Here is a 12,728-nt window from a genome sequence, read left to right as displayed (position 1 = left end):
CCGGCCACCCACGCCCGCCTACACCAAGTAATAAGAAACCATGAGCGAATCCTCCACCCTCTACATCGGCCTGATGTCCGGAACCAGCCTCGACGGCGTCGACGGCGTGCTGGCCGACTTCTCGAACGGCGCCATCCACACCCTGGCCGCCGCCTTCGCCCCCTTCCCGGCCGAGCTGCGCACCGAACTGATGGCCCTGCAAGCCGCCAGCCCGAACGAACTGGAACGTGAAGCCCTGGCCGCCAACGGCCTGGCCCTGGCCTACGCCGACTGCGTGCGCGCCCTGCTGCCCTCGGCCGCCGGCCCTGTGGCCGCTGTCGCCGTGCACGGCCAGACCATCCGCCACCGCCCGGAACTGGGCTTCACCCGCCAGACCAACAACCCCTCGCTGCTGGCCGAACTGACCGGCATCGACGTGATCGCCGACTTCCGCAGCCGCGACATCGCCGCCGGCGGCCAGGGCGCGCCCCTGGTGCCGGCCTTCCACGAAGCCGCCTTCGGCAAGCCAGGCACGCCGCGCGTGGTGGTCAACATCGGCGGCATCGGCAACATCAGCGTGCTGCACGGCGACGGCCGCGTGACCGGCTTCGACACCGGCCCGGGCAATGTCCTGATCGACCTGTGGATCGCCCGCCACCAGGGCCGCGCCTACGACGAGGATGGCGCCTGGGCCGCCAGCGGCACGGTCGACGCGCCGCTGCTCGGCATCCTGCTCGACGAGCCCTACTTCCGCCAGCCCGCCCCCAAAAGCACTGGCCGCGACTTGTTCCATGAACAATGGCTGGACGCAAAACTGGCGCAATGCCCGGGCTTGGCGCCTGTGGACGTGCAGGCCACGCTGACCCGCCTGACGGCGGTGACGATTGCGCGCGCGATCCGGGAGGAAGGGGTGAAGCCGGATGCCGTGTATGTCTGCGGCGGCGGCGCCTACAACGGCACCCTGCTGCGCGACATCAGCGCGGCGCTGGACGGGGGGAAGGTGGAATCGACGGCGGCGCTGGGCGTGGCGCCGAACCGGGTGGAGGCGCTAGCCTTCGCCTGGCTGGGCTGGCGCTTCGCCCAGCGCGAACCGGGCAACCTGCCGGCCGTCACCGGCGCGCGCGGGCTGCGCATTCTGGGCGCGCTGTATCCTGCGTAAACGGAAACGGCCCGCGAGGAGCGGGCCGTCTGGACCACCCGGCACTGCTGCCGGGGCCTGGGGAACTTAAGCCGAGAACGACGAACCGCAGCCGCAGGTCGAGGTGGCGTTCGGGTTCTTGATGACGAACTGGGCGCCTTCGAGGTCGTCCTTGTAATCGATCTCTGCGCCGACCAGGTACTGGTAGCTCATCGAGTCGATCAGCAGCTGGACGCCGTTCTTTTCCATCGTGGTGTCGTCTTCGTTGACGATTTCGTCAAAGGTGAAGCCGTATTGGAAGCCGGAGCAGCCGCCGCCCTGCACGAAAACGCGCAGCTTGAGGTCGGGATTGCCCTCTTCCTCGATCAGCTGTGCAACTTTCTGTGCGGCGCTGTCGGTGAAGTTGATCGGCGTGGGGATCGTGTCGTGCTCTTGCACTTCGGCGACTGCGGTCATGGATAAACTCCTGAATAAATTCAACTAGCGCCATTATAGACCGTTGGCGCAAGTCATGCTGCCGAGCCTTCGACAGCGTCGGCCAGATGAAACACCGGTTCGCCGGCTGGTTCGTGGGTCAGTTTCCCTGTTACCAAGGCCCCACCGTGCATCTCCAGCAAGCGGTAGTGTACATCTCCATGTATGCGGCCTTTCGGCTGTAATTCAAGCAGTTCCGACGAATATACCGAGCCGGCGATGTAGCCGTTGACCACCAAGCTGGCGCATCTCACCTCGCCCTCGATGCGGGCGTGCTCGGAGACGATCAGCATGCTGTCGGCCCCGTCCGCGGCCACCACGTTGCCGTGCACCTCGCCGTCGATCCGCAAGCCGCCCGTGAAGCACAGGTCGCCCTCGATCCGGGCCGAAATGCCGACCAGGCTGTCAATTTCGCTTTTCGCTTGTCGACCGAACATTGCGTCACCCCTGTAGAAAGTTGATCTGTGCATCGGTCAATTTACCGTGCTCAACAGGGTGCGCCTTGATCCAGGTCGTGTCGGGGGAGTTGCGGTTGCGCAACGTGAAATAAGGCGCCGGAGCGGCCGTGCATGAGCTGGCTGGACGCGTGGACGGGGAACCCGTCCACCCTACGTTGGCGTTCGCTGTAGGGTGGACGGCGCCGCCGTCCACGCGCCGTTTGCCAGGTGCGTTATCGAGCTGCTTACGGCAGCAGCGCGATCTGCTTCAGGCCCTTGGACTCTTCAAGCCCGAACATCAGGTTCATGCACTGCACCGCCTGGCCCGACGCGCCCTTCACCAGGTTGTCCTGGACCACCAGGATCACCAAGGTATTGCCCGGCTCCGGACGATGCAGCGCCAGGCGCAGCATGTTCGAGCCGCGGGTCGAGCGGGTTTCCGGATGCGAGCCGAAGGGCATCACGTCGACGAATTCGCTGTCCTTGTATTCCTCTTCGAACAACGCCTGCAGGGCGGCGTTGTCGATGTCCTTGGTCAGGCGCGCGTACAGGGTCGAGTGCATGCCGCGGATCATCGGCACCAGGTGCGGGGTGAAGATCAGGCCGACCTGCTGGTCGGTGTAGCGCTGCAGCTGGGCCGAGGTTTCCGGGGTGTGGCGGTGGCCATGCACACCATAGGCCTTGAAGTTGTCGCTGGCTTCCGAGAACAGGGTGCCGATCTCGGCCTTGCGGCCCGCGCCCGACACGCCCGACTTGGCGTCGGCGATCAGGTTACTTGCATCGATGATGCCGGCCTTGAGCAGCGGGTAGAAGCCCAGCTGCATGGTGGTCGGGTAGCAGCCCGGGTTGGCGATCAGGCGCGCCTTCCTGATGTCTTCGCGGTTCAGTTCCGGCAGGCCGTAGACGGCTTCTTCCAGCAGTTCCGGCGCGGTGTGCTCGATCTTGTACCACTTCTCGAAGGTGGCGCGGTCCTTCAGGCGGAAGTCCGCCGCCAGGTCGATCACCTTCACGCCCGCCGCCAGCAGCGCCGGCGCCTGGGCCATGGCCACGCCGTGCGGGGTGGCGAAGAAGACCACGTCGCACTGGGTCAGGTCGGCCTTGTCCGGGCTCGAGAACGCCAGGTCGACCACGCCGCGCAGCGAGGGGAACATGTCGGCGACCGGCAGGCCGTCTTCCTTGCGCGAGGTGATCGCGGTCAGCTGGACATCCGGGTGGACGGCCAACAGCCGCAGTAATTCCACGCCCGTATATCCGGTTCCGCCAACGATGCCAACTTTGATCATGTTCTTTCCTTCGGTAATTAATGAGGCCCCTGCCGGGACAAGGCTGAAGGCTGCAATTTTAACAGCCTTGTTCGCAAGGCGCGCCGGCCCGCCCCGCTTGCCGCCGGGCCCGCCACCGCTATAATTTCTCTATGAAAATGATGTCCATCGGTGAGCTGGCCAGGCAGACCGGCGCCAGCGTGCGCTCCCTCCGCCATTACGAGCAATCCGGGCTATTGAGCTCGGTACGGCGGGAGAACGGCTACCGGCTGTTCGACTCCTCGGCAGTCCAGTTCGTCGAGCGCATCCGCGTGCTGCTGCGAAATGGCTTCACGCTCGAGGAGATCCGGCCGGTGGTCTCCATGCTGGGCCCGCAGCCGCCGGACCTGCGCAGCATCTGCGGCGACGTCATCGCGCTCTACCACGACAAGCTGGGCGAACTGGACCAGCGTATCGAGGCCCTCCAGCAGATTCGGGACAGCGCCGCCGCGCGCCTGGCCTTCCTCGAAGAGCAGCGCCGCGGCGGCGGGCCCTGAATCAGGACTTCGGACGCTCGAGCGATGCCGGAATCGGGTGGGCCGGCGTTTCGGCATCCCAAGTGATCGACAGCACGCACCAACGTGCGCCGTCATGCATCAGCTGCAGGCTGTTCACGCCGCGGCGCTGGACCGGGCCATCCGGACGCTCGCGCGTCTCGTAGCTGCTGTGCATGTGCGCGATGTGGCCGAACTGGCTCACCTGGTGCGCCACTTCGCGCTCGAAGAAGCCGCGCTGGCCCAGCAGACGATCGTTGAGGGCCGCGAACTGGCGCGGCGTTTGCGGCGCGGCCTGGAAGCCGGGTTCACGGTGCGAAGTGGGTGTCACGATGGCGCCCGGCGCGAACAGCTTGTCCATGCGCTCCCAGTCTTTTTTGGCGCCGGCCGGGCCGGAGACGATCTCGTACAAGGCTTGCACGAGGGTCTGCGGGCTGCGGCTGTCGGGATTGTTGTCCTGGGCCGGGCCGCAGGCGGGCGAGGTGCCCAGGGGATTGTCGTCGGCGAGGACCGGAGCGGCCAGTGCCAGGGCGAACAGCGAGATGAGGAGATGCTTGCTTTGCATGCGGATTCCTTGGTTGAGGCGCACAACCTGCGCGGAACATCATCGTCGAGGCTGACACTAGTGGCAGAGTCAAGCGCGTTCTTCGCAAAAAAAGCCGCACAAACCGTTCGCTTTTTACCCGTCCGGCCTGAAACCTCGGCCTTGTCTTGAGTTCTGTTGCGAAAGCGCCTCGGAGTTTTCCGATTCGCGAAATTTGCCCAAAAAACATGGCGCATTTACGAACGAACGTTCGGACCTTACTTTTGTTATCCGCTGCGAACATGGATGAGAACGATCTCACCATTTCTCCGGCAGGAGCGTTCCTCCGCACATGGGTGCATGAAAGCAAGCAAGCTGGCGACGCTTGAGCGAGCGCGGCAGTAGCCGTACTCTGGTTTTTGCCGGCACCACACCAACCTACATCGGAGACACCCATGATCAAGCGGATCGTTCAATGGATCGGCATGGCCCTGCTCGCCCTTTCGCTCTTCCCTGCCCAGGCCTTGGCCCAGGGCTACACGCAAACCAAATACCCCATCGTGCTGGTGCACGGCTTCCTCGGCTGGGACACGATCGGCCCCTACGGCTACTGGTTCGGCATCGCCGACGCCTTGCGCCGGGACGGGGCCCAGGTCCATATCGCCCAGGTGACCGCGGCCAACAGCACCGAAGTGCGCGGCGAGCAGCTGCTCGCCTACGTCAAGCGGGTGCTTGCGGCCACCGGCGCCCAGAAAGTGAACCTGATCGGGCATAGCCACGGCGGGCCGACCGTGCGCTACGTCGCCTCGGTCGCGCCGCAGCTGGTCGCTTCGGTGACCAGCGTCGGCGGCGTGCACAAGGGCGCGCCGCTGGCGGACATCGTGCGCGGCTCGGTGGCGCCCGGTTCGTTCTCGGAAGCGGCGCTGGCTTCCATCGTCAACGGCGTGGCGGGCACGATCGCCTTCCTGTCCGGCGACGGCAGCACGCAGATGTCGACCGCGGCGCTGGCCTCGATGACGACCGCCGGCGCGGCCGCCTTCAACAGCAGGCATCCGCAGGGCGTGCCGCGCACCGCCTGCGGCGAAGGCGACTACCAGGTCAACGGCGTCCATTACTTCTCGTGGAGCGGCGCCCAGCCCTTCACCAACCTGCTCGACCCGCTCGACGGTTCGCTCGCCCTGCTCTCGCTGGCCTTCCATGGCGAGAAGAACGACGGGCTGGTCGGCAGCTGCTCGAGCCGGCTGGGGCGCGTGATCCGCGACGACTACGGCATGAACCACATGGATGAAGTCAACCAGGTGGCCGGCCTCGTCAACCTGTTCGAGACCAATCCCAAGACCGTCTACCGCCAGCAGGCCAACCGCCTGCGCGAGATGGGACTGTAAGCATGCGCCGCGTCCCGACCCTGGTATGGGAAGCGGCGGCCCTGCTGGCGGCCGCCGCGCTGTGCGCCTGGGTGTTCGCCTGGCTGCCGGCGCGGGACGCCGCAGCGCCCGCGGCGCCCGCGGCGACGCCGGCGAAGGCTGCGGGCCAGGCCGCTTCCTTTGCGCCTTCGCTCGCAGGCACGCACGCCGATGGCGGCGCCACTACCGGCGCGGACGGCCTGCTGGTGGCCAATGAAGACCTGGTCGAACTGTTCGACTACTACCTGGCGACCGTGGGCGAGAAGACGCCCGCACAGGTGCGCGCCGAAATCGAGCGCGAGCTGGAGCGGCGCCTGCGTCCGCCCGCATCGAATGCGGCCAGGCAGCTGCTGGGCCGCTATCTCGGCTACAAGGCGGCGCTGGTGGAACTGGAGCGCCGCAAGGACCTGGCGGGCGCCGGTGCGGCGGCCATCCGCAAGCGCCTGCAGGCCATGCGCACGCTGCGCGGGCGCTACTTCAGCGCGCAGGAGAGCCGTGCGATGTTCGGACGCGAGGACGCCGAACAGCAGGACATGCTGGCCCGCGTCGAAGTCCGCCAGGACCGGGCACTGAGCGCGGACCAGCAGCGCGAGCGGCTGGCCGAGCTGGACGCCGCCCTGCCGCCGGAGGTGCGCGAGGCGCGTGCGGCGCCGGTACGCATCGCGCGGCTGGAGGAATCGGTCGGGCAGATGCGCGCACGCGGCGCCGGGGACGAGGAAGTGTTCCGGGCGCGCGCCGAGGCGCTCGATCCCGATGCGGCGCGAAGGCTGGCCGAGGTGGACCGGGAAGAAGCGGAGTGGCGGCGCAGGATCGCCGCTTACCTCGATGCGCGCCGGAGCCTGCGGGATGCGCGGGCGCTGGCGGGACTGCGGGAGCGGATGTTCACGGCGGAGGAGCAGCGGAGGTTGCCGGCGTATGAAGGAAGCCTGCAGTAGAGGCGGCGCAAAGGATATTTGCACGGCTACTGTCTCATGCAAATATTGTTTGCATTAGCCCGTCGTTCCGGCGAAGGCCGGAACCCAAGTGTGCAAGCGTTCCACTAACGCTGGCATAAGTGGTTTGCATAGAAACTTGGATTCCGGCCTTCGCCGGAACGACGCGCTGAGGGACCGGACTGGCGGCCGCCCAAAACAAAAAGCCGCCAGCTTTGCAGCAGGCGGCTTTTGCAGCAGCGCACAAGGCGCTGTGAAGGCGATTAACGCTTCGAGAACTGCTTTGCGCGACGTGCTTTGCGCAGACCAACTTTCTTACGCTCGACTTCACGGGCGTCACGGGTGACGAAACCGGCACGTGCCAGGTCGCCCTTGAGGCCTGCGTCGTAGTCGATCAGAGCGCGGGTGATGCCGTGGCGGACGGCGCCTGCCTGGCCCGACTCACCACCACCGTGCACGTTGACCTTGATGTCGAAACGCTCGACGTTGCCGGTCAGTTCCAGCGGCTGGCGGATGACCATCAGGCCGGTTTCGCGCGAGAAGTATTCCGACGCCGGCTTGCCGTTCACGATGATCTGGCCGGTGCCGGCCTTGATGAACACGCGAGCGACTGCACTCTTGCGACGGCCGGTGCCGTAGTTGTAGTTACCGATCATGTCAGTTCCTTAGAGGGTCAGTGCTTGAGGTTGCTGTGCTGCGTGCGGGTGGGTGCCTTCCGCGTACACTTTCAGCTTCTTGATCATGGCGTAGCCCAGCGGGCCCTTCGGCAGCATGCCTTTGACAGCCTTTTCCAGGGCACGGCCCGGGAAGCGCTGTTGCATTTTCAGGAAGTTGGTTTCGTAGATACCGCCCGGGTAGCCCGAGTGACGGTAGTAGGTCTTGGCGGTGGCCTTGGTGCCGGTCACGCGCAGCTTGCCTGCATTGACGACGATGATGAAATCGCCGGTATCGACGTGCGGAGTGAATTCCGGCTTGTGTTTGCCGCGCAGTCGGAGTGCCACTTCGCTGGCAACACGTCCGAGGACCAAGTCCGTCGCGTCAATCACAAACCAGTCGCGCTGGACTTCATGGCCCTTAGCGGAAAAAGTTTTCATGTTGACTTCCTAATAAAGAAATTGCTCAAATGGTGGTTCCGCCCCAAACATCAGCGGACTCTGCCTTATTGTCTTTTCCTGAGCAAACGGAAAGCCCACGATGATAGCCCAACCGGGCATGCCACGTCAATCCGCATCCCACATGCTGTCGTTTTTTCCTTTCCCCGCACGCGCTAGCGCAAGATTATTTCTAGAGAGCTACCCCACACTCATAATTTCATGCACCGGTGGAACAATCGATTGACCCCGGAAAGAGGGCCAACTTACCATCATGGCAACCTCAAGGAGACTCAGTGAAGAAGCAATTCGTCCTATGCGCCCTGCCGCTGCTGTTGGCAGGCTCCGCCGGAGCCGCCGCACCTGCGTCGCCGTCCCAGGCGGCGGCCAGCACGCGCAGCTGCCACCTGCCCGGCGTCACCGAAGCCCTGCGCTGCGTCAGCGTGCCGGTGCCCCTCGATTACGCCGATCCGCGCGCCGGCACCCTCAAGCTGCACATCACCGTCGCCCCCGCCCTGCGCGAAGGCACCCGCGCCGACCCGCTGTTCGTGCTGGCCGGCGGCCCTGGCCAGGCCGGCAGCGACGTCCTGACCCTGCTCCCGGCGCTGCAGCGCGTGCGCGCCACCCGCGACCTGGTCTTCATCGACCAGCGCGGCACCGGCCTGTCGGGCAAGCTCGATTGCGAAAGCAAGCCGGAACACGAGCGCATGAGCGAGGAGCAGCTCGAAGCCGAGCTGCGCGCCTGCATTTCCAGCACCAAGGTCCGCTACGGCGCCTATACCACCGCGGCCAGCGCGCGCGACCTCGAACAGGTGCGCCGCGCGCTGCGCTATGGCCAGGTCAATCTCTGGGGCGGCTCCTACGGCACACGCCTGGCCCAGGTCTATGCGCGCGCCTTCCCGGCCAGCGTGCGCAGCCTGCTGCTGGACGGCGTCGCCGCGCCCGACCAGGTGATCCCGGCCGGCGCCAGGGACGCGCAGGCCGCGCTGGACGGCCTGTTCGCCCAGTGCGCCAAGGATGCGGGCTGCAACAAGGCCTTCCCCGCGCTGCGCGCCGAATTCAACGCGCTCGTGGCCAGGCTGGAACGCGGCGGCATTCCCGTGAGCCTGCCCGATCCGCGCACCGCCGAACCGGTCAGCTTCACCATGACGGCGCCGCGCTTCCTCGGCACCGTCCACAACATCCTGTATTCGCCGGCCGATGCGCGCCGCCTGCCCTTCCTGCTCCACAGCGCCAGCCAGGGCCGCTGGGGCCCCTTCGTCGCGCGCCAGAACCTGAGCACCGACTTCGGCATGGACGCCAGCATGTCGATGCTGCTGCACCTGGCGGTGGTGTGCGCCGAAGACGTGCCGCGCCTGACGCCCGAGCTGCTGGCGCAGGACACCGGCCAGCTCACCAAGACCCTGGCGGAAAAATTCCCGTCGATCTGCAAGACGATGAACGTGCCGGCCGTGCCCCTGGCGGCGCCGGCCAGGATCGAGGCCCCGGCCCTGCTGCTGTCCGGCGCGCTCGATCCGGTCACGCCGCCGCACCGCGCCGCCACCGCGGCCAGGTACATGGCGCGCGCCCAGCAGGTGGTGGTGGCCAATGCCGGCCACGGCGTCTCGCAGCTCGGCTGCGCGCCGCGCCTGCTGCGCGAATTCCTCGACAAGCCGCAAGCCGCGCTCGACACGGCCTGCCTCAAAAAGATCCCGGCCCCGACCTTCCAGCTCGGCAGCGCCGGGCCGCAACCCTGAATAGCGACCGACCATGATTGAAGTCCACGATGTCCGCAAGTCCTTCGGCGCCGTCCAGGCGCTGGGCGGCGTTTCCTTCACCGCGCGCGACGGCCAGATCACCGCGCTGCTCGGCCCCAACGGCGCCGGCAAAACCACCCTGCTGCGCACCCTGGTCGGCCTGCTCCGGCGCGACCACGGCAGCATCTCGGTCGGCGGCGTCGATCCGGAAAAAGACCCGATGGCGGTGCGCCGCGACATCGGCTTCCTGACCGACCAGTTCGGCCTCTACGAGCGCCTGACCACCCACGAATACCTCACCTATTTCGGTGAACTCAACGGCATGGGCGGGACGGCCCTCACGCGCCGCATCGAGGAAGTCTCCGAGCTGCTCGGCATGGACGATATCCTCGCGCGCCGCACCAAGGGCTTCTCGCAAGGGCAGCGCATCAAGGTGGCGCTGGCGCGCACCCTGCTGCACCGCCCGCGCCACCTGCTGCTGGACGAACCGAGCCGCGGCCTGGACGTGATGAGCACGCGCGCCCTGCGCACCGCGCTGGCCGCCCTGCGCGCTGACGGCTGCTGCGTGATCATGGCCACCCACGTGATGCAGGAAGTGATCCACCTGTGCGAGGACGTGATCGTCATCGCCAGGGGCCATACCGTGGCCCAGGGCTCGCCCGACGAATTGTGCCGGCGCACCGGCATCGCCAACCTCGAAGATGCATTCGTGAGCCTGGTCGGCACCGAAGAAGGGATCGCATGAACTCCAAACTCCTGATCGTGTTCCGCAAGGAGCTGCGCGAAACCCTGCGCGAGAAGCGCACCCTGGCCACCCTGGCCCTGGTGACCCTGCTCTATCCCTTCCTGATCGGCCTGACCCTGAACCAGATCATCAGCAAGAACACCAAGATCGAGCGCGAAGGCATCGAACTGGCGGTGATCGGCGGCGCCAGGGCGCCGACCCTGATGGCCCAGCTGGCGGAAAAGAACATCACCGCCAAGGACACGGCGCCGACCAGCGACGAAGGCATCGCCGAACTGCTGCGCGCCAAGCATGCGGTGGCCGTGCTGCGCCTGTCCGAGAACTTCGCCGACAACTACCAGGCGATGCGCCCGGCGCGCATCGAAGTCTGGTACGACTCGGCGGCCGAACGCGGCGCCCAGCGGCGCGAAGTGGAAGAGGTACTGGAAGCCTACAGCAGCAACATCGCCAGCGCGCGCCTGCTGGCCCACGGCGTTTCGCCGGCGGCCCTGAACCCGATCCAGGTGCAGCGCTACGACACCGGCACCAATGCCTCGCGCTCGGCGGCCGTCATCGGCGGCATGATCGGCGTGCTGTTCTTCCCGGCCTTCATGCTGTCGCTGTCCTCGGCGATCGACAGCACCGCCGGCGAACGCGAGCGCCGTTCCTTCGAAGTGCTGATGGCGCAGCCGGCCCATACCTGGGAACTCGTCGGCGGCAAGTGGCTGGCGGCCAGCCTGCTCGGCGTGATCGGCGTGACCTTCTCGCTGGTGCTCGGGCACGTCATCTTCAAGTGGCTGCGGCTCGAGGAAATCGGCCTGTCCTGGAGCATGGGCTGGGACACCCTGCTCGGGATGTGCGTGATCGCCGTGCCGCTGTCGCTGCTGGCGGCGGCGATGTACGTGGCGGTGGCGATGAATTCCAAGACCTTCAAGGAAGCCCAGACCTTGTTGAGCATCGTGCTGATCGTGCCGCTGGTTCCGGGCATGGTGGTGTCCTTCCTCGACCTCAAGACCGCGCAGTGGATGTACCTGGTGCCGATGCTGTCGAACCAGACCCTGGCCAAGGAGGCGGCCAAGGGCGGCGACGTCGGCGCCCTGCCCTGGCTGCTGACCTTCCTGTGCTCGCTGCTGCCGGCGCTGGTGATCGTCGCGATCGCGAGCTGGCGCATGCGCAGCGAGAAGTACGTGCTGTCGGTGTGATTGGACCGTCCCCGGCGCGATTCCGGGGGCTGCCTTACAATAGCCCGGGCATCTGTACCAACCGCGGAGAATCTACATGGAAGTGAAAGTCAGCTGGAATGGCCCGTCGGGCATGAGTTTCCGGGCCGAGACCGGCAGCGGCCACATGGTGGCCATGGATGGCGCGCCCGAAGGCGGCGGCCATAACCTGGCCCCGCGCCCGATGGAGATGGTGTTGTTGGGCACCGGCGGCTGCACCGCCTACGACGTGGTCCTGATCCTCAAGCGCAGCCGCGAGGATGTGCAGGGCTGCGAGGTGACCTTGCAGGCGGAGCGCGCGGAAACCGATCCGAAGGTGTTCACCAGGATTAACTTCCACTTCGTGGTCAGCGGGCGCAACCTGAAGCCGGCGACGGTGGAGCGCGCGATCAACCTGTCGCACGACAAGTACTGCTCGGCGTCGATCATGATGGCGAAGACGGCGGAGATGACGCACTCGTTCGAGATCGTCGAAGTCTGAGTTTTCGTACACTCAAATAACGTCATCCCCGCGCAGGCGGGGACCCAAGGTCATAGCGCAGACGAATTGCACGCAAACTTGGGTCCGCGCCTGCGCGGGGATGACGCTTTGGAGCAGCGGGCTAAGGTTTGACTCAGACGTAATACGCCGTCGTCGTCATCACCTTCGACATCGCCGTCATCGCCATGCGCACTGGCAGCGGCGTGTTCGCCGCCCCCAGCGCCTCGGCCTTGGCGCCGTGCGCCACCTCATCCACCCGCATCTGCTCGACGATCGCGCGCGACTTGGCGTCCTGCGGCGGCAGCAGGCTCAGATGGCTGTTCAGGTGCGCCTCCACCTGGCGCTCGGTCTCGACCACGAAGCCCAGGCTGTGCTTGTCGCCGATCTTGGCCGCGATGCTGCCCAGCACATAGGCGCCGGCATACCACAGCGGATTGAGCACGCTCGGCTGCGAGCCGAGTTCCGACAAACGCTGCGCGGTCCAGGCCAGGTGGTCTTCTTCCTCGCGGCCGGCCTGCTCGAACTGGGCGCGCATTTCCGGCGTCTGGGCGAAGCGCGCCTGCGAGTCGTACAGCGCCTGGGCGCAGACTTCGCCGACGTGGTTCACGCGCATCAGGCCCGCGCTGTGGCGGCGCTCCTCGTCGCTCAGTTCGCAGTCGACGGCATGCGCGCCCGGGTTCGGGCGCGACATCGAGGCCACGCCGCCCACCACGCGCAGGGCTTTGTCGAAGCCGACGATCAGGTGGTCCAAAGGAGATATAAAGCGGTTCGCTGACATAGGATTCACGGTACAAG

At 66.3% G+C, this 12,728-nt stretch carries 15 protein-coding genes; 8 read left to right on the top strand and 7 right to left on the bottom strand.

All coding sequences use genetic code 11. The annotated features are described in order from the left end of the window. The first annotated feature begins 40 nt into the window (after positions 1–40). Positions 41–1,138, top strand: a complete 1,098-nt coding sequence (locus tag J8847_RS15235; RefSeq protein ID WP_211525562.1) for an anhydro-N-acetylmuramic acid kinase — start codon at positions 41–43, stop codon at positions 1,136–1,138. 66 nt (positions 1,139–1,204) lie between these two features. Here J8847_RS15235 and erpA read toward each other — a convergent pair whose 3' ends face one another. The 3 genes from erpA to argC form a co-directional block, all read right to left on the bottom strand. Next, the gene (gene erpA / locus J8847_RS15230) at positions 1,205–1,573 is read right to left on the bottom strand and encodes an iron-sulfur cluster insertion protein ErpA (RefSeq protein ID WP_036247772.1); all 369 of its coding nucleotides are present in this window, start codon (positions 1,571–1,573) and stop codon (positions 1,205–1,207) included. 53 nt (positions 1,574–1,626) lie between these two features. After that, complete coding sequence (locus J8847_RS15225) at positions 1,627–2,028, bottom strand: polymer-forming cytoskeletal protein (protein WP_211525561.1); 402 nt, start codon at positions 2,026–2,028, stop codon at positions 1,627–1,629. A gap of 245 nt (positions 2,029–2,273) precedes the next feature. Further along, complete coding sequence (gene argC, locus J8847_RS15220; RefSeq protein WP_211525560.1) at positions 2,274–3,311, bottom strand: N-acetyl-gamma-glutamyl-phosphate reductase; 1,038 nt, start codon at positions 3,309–3,311, stop codon at positions 2,274–2,276. Positions 3,312–3,442: 131 nt separating this feature from the next. Between argC and J8847_RS15215 the strand changes: the two genes are divergently transcribed. After that, positions 3,443–3,826 carry a MerR family transcriptional regulator gene (locus tag J8847_RS15215; RefSeq protein WP_211525559.1) on the top strand — a complete coding sequence of 128 codons (384 nt, stop codon included), beginning with the start codon at positions 3,443–3,445 and terminating at the stop codon, positions 3,824–3,826. 1 nt (position 3,827) lies between these two features. On the opposite strand, the gene J8847_RS15210 is transcribed toward J8847_RS15215, so the two are convergent. Then, positions 3,828–4,388 (bottom strand): hypothetical protein, encoded by a 561-nt coding sequence (locus J8847_RS15210; protein WP_211525558.1) that lies wholly within the window; start codon positions 4,386–4,388, stop codon positions 3,828–3,830. 413 nt (positions 4,389–4,801) lie between these two features. Between J8847_RS15210 and J8847_RS15205 the strand changes: the two genes are divergently transcribed. After that, complete coding sequence (locus J8847_RS15205; RefSeq protein WP_211525557.1) at positions 4,802–5,731, top strand: triacylglycerol lipase; 930 nt, start codon at positions 4,802–4,804, stop codon at positions 5,729–5,731. Between the two features lie 2 nt (positions 5,732–5,733). Beyond that, a complete protein-coding gene (locus J8847_RS15200; RefSeq protein WP_211525556.1) occupies positions 5,734–6,684 on the top strand; it encodes a lipase secretion chaperone in 951 nt (316 codons plus the stop codon). A 260-nt stretch (positions 6,685–6,944) separates the two neighbouring features. On the opposite strand, the gene rpsI is transcribed toward J8847_RS15200, so the two are convergent. Both rpsI and rplM read right to left on the bottom strand, forming a co-directional pair. Beyond that, positions 6,945–7,337 (bottom strand): 30S ribosomal protein S9, encoded by a 393-nt coding sequence (rpsI, locus tag J8847_RS15195; RefSeq protein WP_005667904.1) that lies wholly within the window; start codon positions 7,335–7,337, stop codon positions 6,945–6,947. Positions 7,338–7,346: 9 nt separating this feature from the next. Then, positions 7,347–7,775, bottom strand: a complete 429-nt coding sequence (gene rplM / locus J8847_RS15190; RefSeq protein WP_211521586.1) for a 50S ribosomal protein L13 — start codon at positions 7,773–7,775, stop codon at positions 7,347–7,349. Positions 7,776–8,068: 293 nt separating this feature from the next. Here rplM and J8847_RS15185 point away from each other — a divergent pair, with 293 nt between their 5' ends. From J8847_RS15185 to J8847_RS15170, 4 genes are all read left to right on the top strand, one after another. After that, positions 8,069–9,508 carry an alpha/beta fold hydrolase gene (locus J8847_RS15185; protein ID WP_211525555.1) on the top strand — a complete coding sequence of 480 codons (1,440 nt, stop codon included), beginning with the start codon at positions 8,069–8,071 and terminating at the stop codon, positions 9,506–9,508. A 13-nt stretch (positions 9,509–9,521) separates the two neighbouring features. Next, entirely contained in the window at positions 9,522–10,253 is a 732-nt protein-coding gene (locus tag J8847_RS15180; protein WP_211525554.1) for an ATP-binding cassette domain-containing protein, read from the top strand. Continuing rightward, positions 10,250–11,434 (top strand): ABC transporter permease, encoded by a 1,185-nt coding sequence (locus J8847_RS15175; RefSeq protein WP_211525553.1) that lies wholly within the window; start codon positions 10,250–10,252, stop codon positions 11,432–11,434. Before J8847_RS15180 ends, J8847_RS15175 begins: the two co-directional genes overlap by 4 nt. 76 nt (positions 11,435–11,510) lie before the next feature. Then, positions 11,511–11,933 (top strand): OsmC family protein, encoded by a 423-nt coding sequence (locus J8847_RS15170; RefSeq protein WP_211525552.1) that lies wholly within the window; start codon positions 11,511–11,513, stop codon positions 11,931–11,933. Between the two features lie 133 nt (positions 11,934–12,066). Here the strand turns inward: J8847_RS15170 and coq7 are convergent, their stop codons facing one another. Continuing rightward, positions 12,067–12,711 carry a 2-polyprenyl-3-methyl-6-methoxy-1,4-benzoquinone monooxygenase gene (coq7, locus tag J8847_RS15165; protein WP_211525596.1) on the bottom strand — a complete coding sequence of 215 codons (645 nt, stop codon included), beginning with the start codon at positions 12,709–12,711 and terminating at the stop codon, positions 12,067–12,069. Positions 12,712–12,728: the final 17 nt, after the last annotated feature.

It is taken from the genome of Massilia sp. AB1 (genome assembly GCF_018119385.1).
Classification (GTDB): domain Bacteria; phylum Pseudomonadota; class Gammaproteobacteria; order Burkholderiales; family Burkholderiaceae_D; genus Telluria.
Note: the sequence above shows the minus strand (reverse complement) of the source record. Positions and strands in the feature narration are given on the sequence as shown.

Coding starts and splice junctions, on each gene's coding strand:
- J8847_RS15235 (WP_211525562.1), top strand. CDS start 41: ATGAGCGAATCCTCCACCCTCTACATCGGCCTGATGTCCGGAACCAGC.
- erpA (WP_036247772.1), bottom strand. CDS start 1,573: ATGACCGCAGTCGCCGAAGTGCAAGAGCACGACACGATCCCCACGCCG.
- J8847_RS15225 (WP_211525561.1), bottom strand. CDS start 2,028: ATGTTCGGTCGACAAGCGAAAAGCGAAATTGACAGCCTGGTCGGCATT.
- argC (WP_211525560.1), bottom strand. CDS start 3,311: ATGATCAAAGTTGGCATCGTTGGCGGAACCGGATATACGGGCGTGGAA.
- J8847_RS15215 (WP_211525559.1), top strand. CDS start 3,443: ATGAAAATGATGTCCATCGGTGAGCTGGCCAGGCAGACCGGCGCCAGC.
- J8847_RS15210 (WP_211525558.1), bottom strand. CDS start 4,388: ATGCAAAGCAAGCATCTCCTCATCTCGCTGTTCGCCCTGGCACTGGCC.
- J8847_RS15205 (WP_211525557.1), top strand. CDS start 4,802: ATGATCAAGCGGATCGTTCAATGGATCGGCATGGCCCTGCTCGCCCTT.
- J8847_RS15200 (WP_211525556.1), top strand. CDS start 5,734: ATGCGCCGCGTCCCGACCCTGGTATGGGAAGCGGCGGCCCTGCTGGCG.
- rpsI (WP_005667904.1), bottom strand. CDS start 7,337: ATGATCGGTAACTACAACTACGGCACCGGCCGTCGCAAGAGTGCAGTC.
- rplM (WP_211521586.1), bottom strand. CDS start 7,775: ATGAAAACTTTTTCCGCTAAGGGCCATGAAGTCCAGCGCGACTGGTTT.
- J8847_RS15180 (WP_211525554.1), top strand. CDS start 9,522: ATGATTGAAGTCCACGATGTCCGCAAGTCCTTCGGCGCCGTCCAGGCG.
- J8847_RS15175 (WP_211525553.1), top strand. CDS start 10,250: ATGAACTCCAAACTCCTGATCGTGTTCCGCAAGGAGCTGCGCGAAACC.
- J8847_RS15170 (WP_211525552.1), top strand. CDS start 11,511: ATGGAAGTGAAAGTCAGCTGGAATGGCCCGTCGGGCATGAGTTTCCGG.
- coq7 (WP_211525596.1), bottom strand. CDS start 12,711: ATGTCAGCGAACCGCTTTATATCTCCTTTGGACCACCTGATCGTCGGC.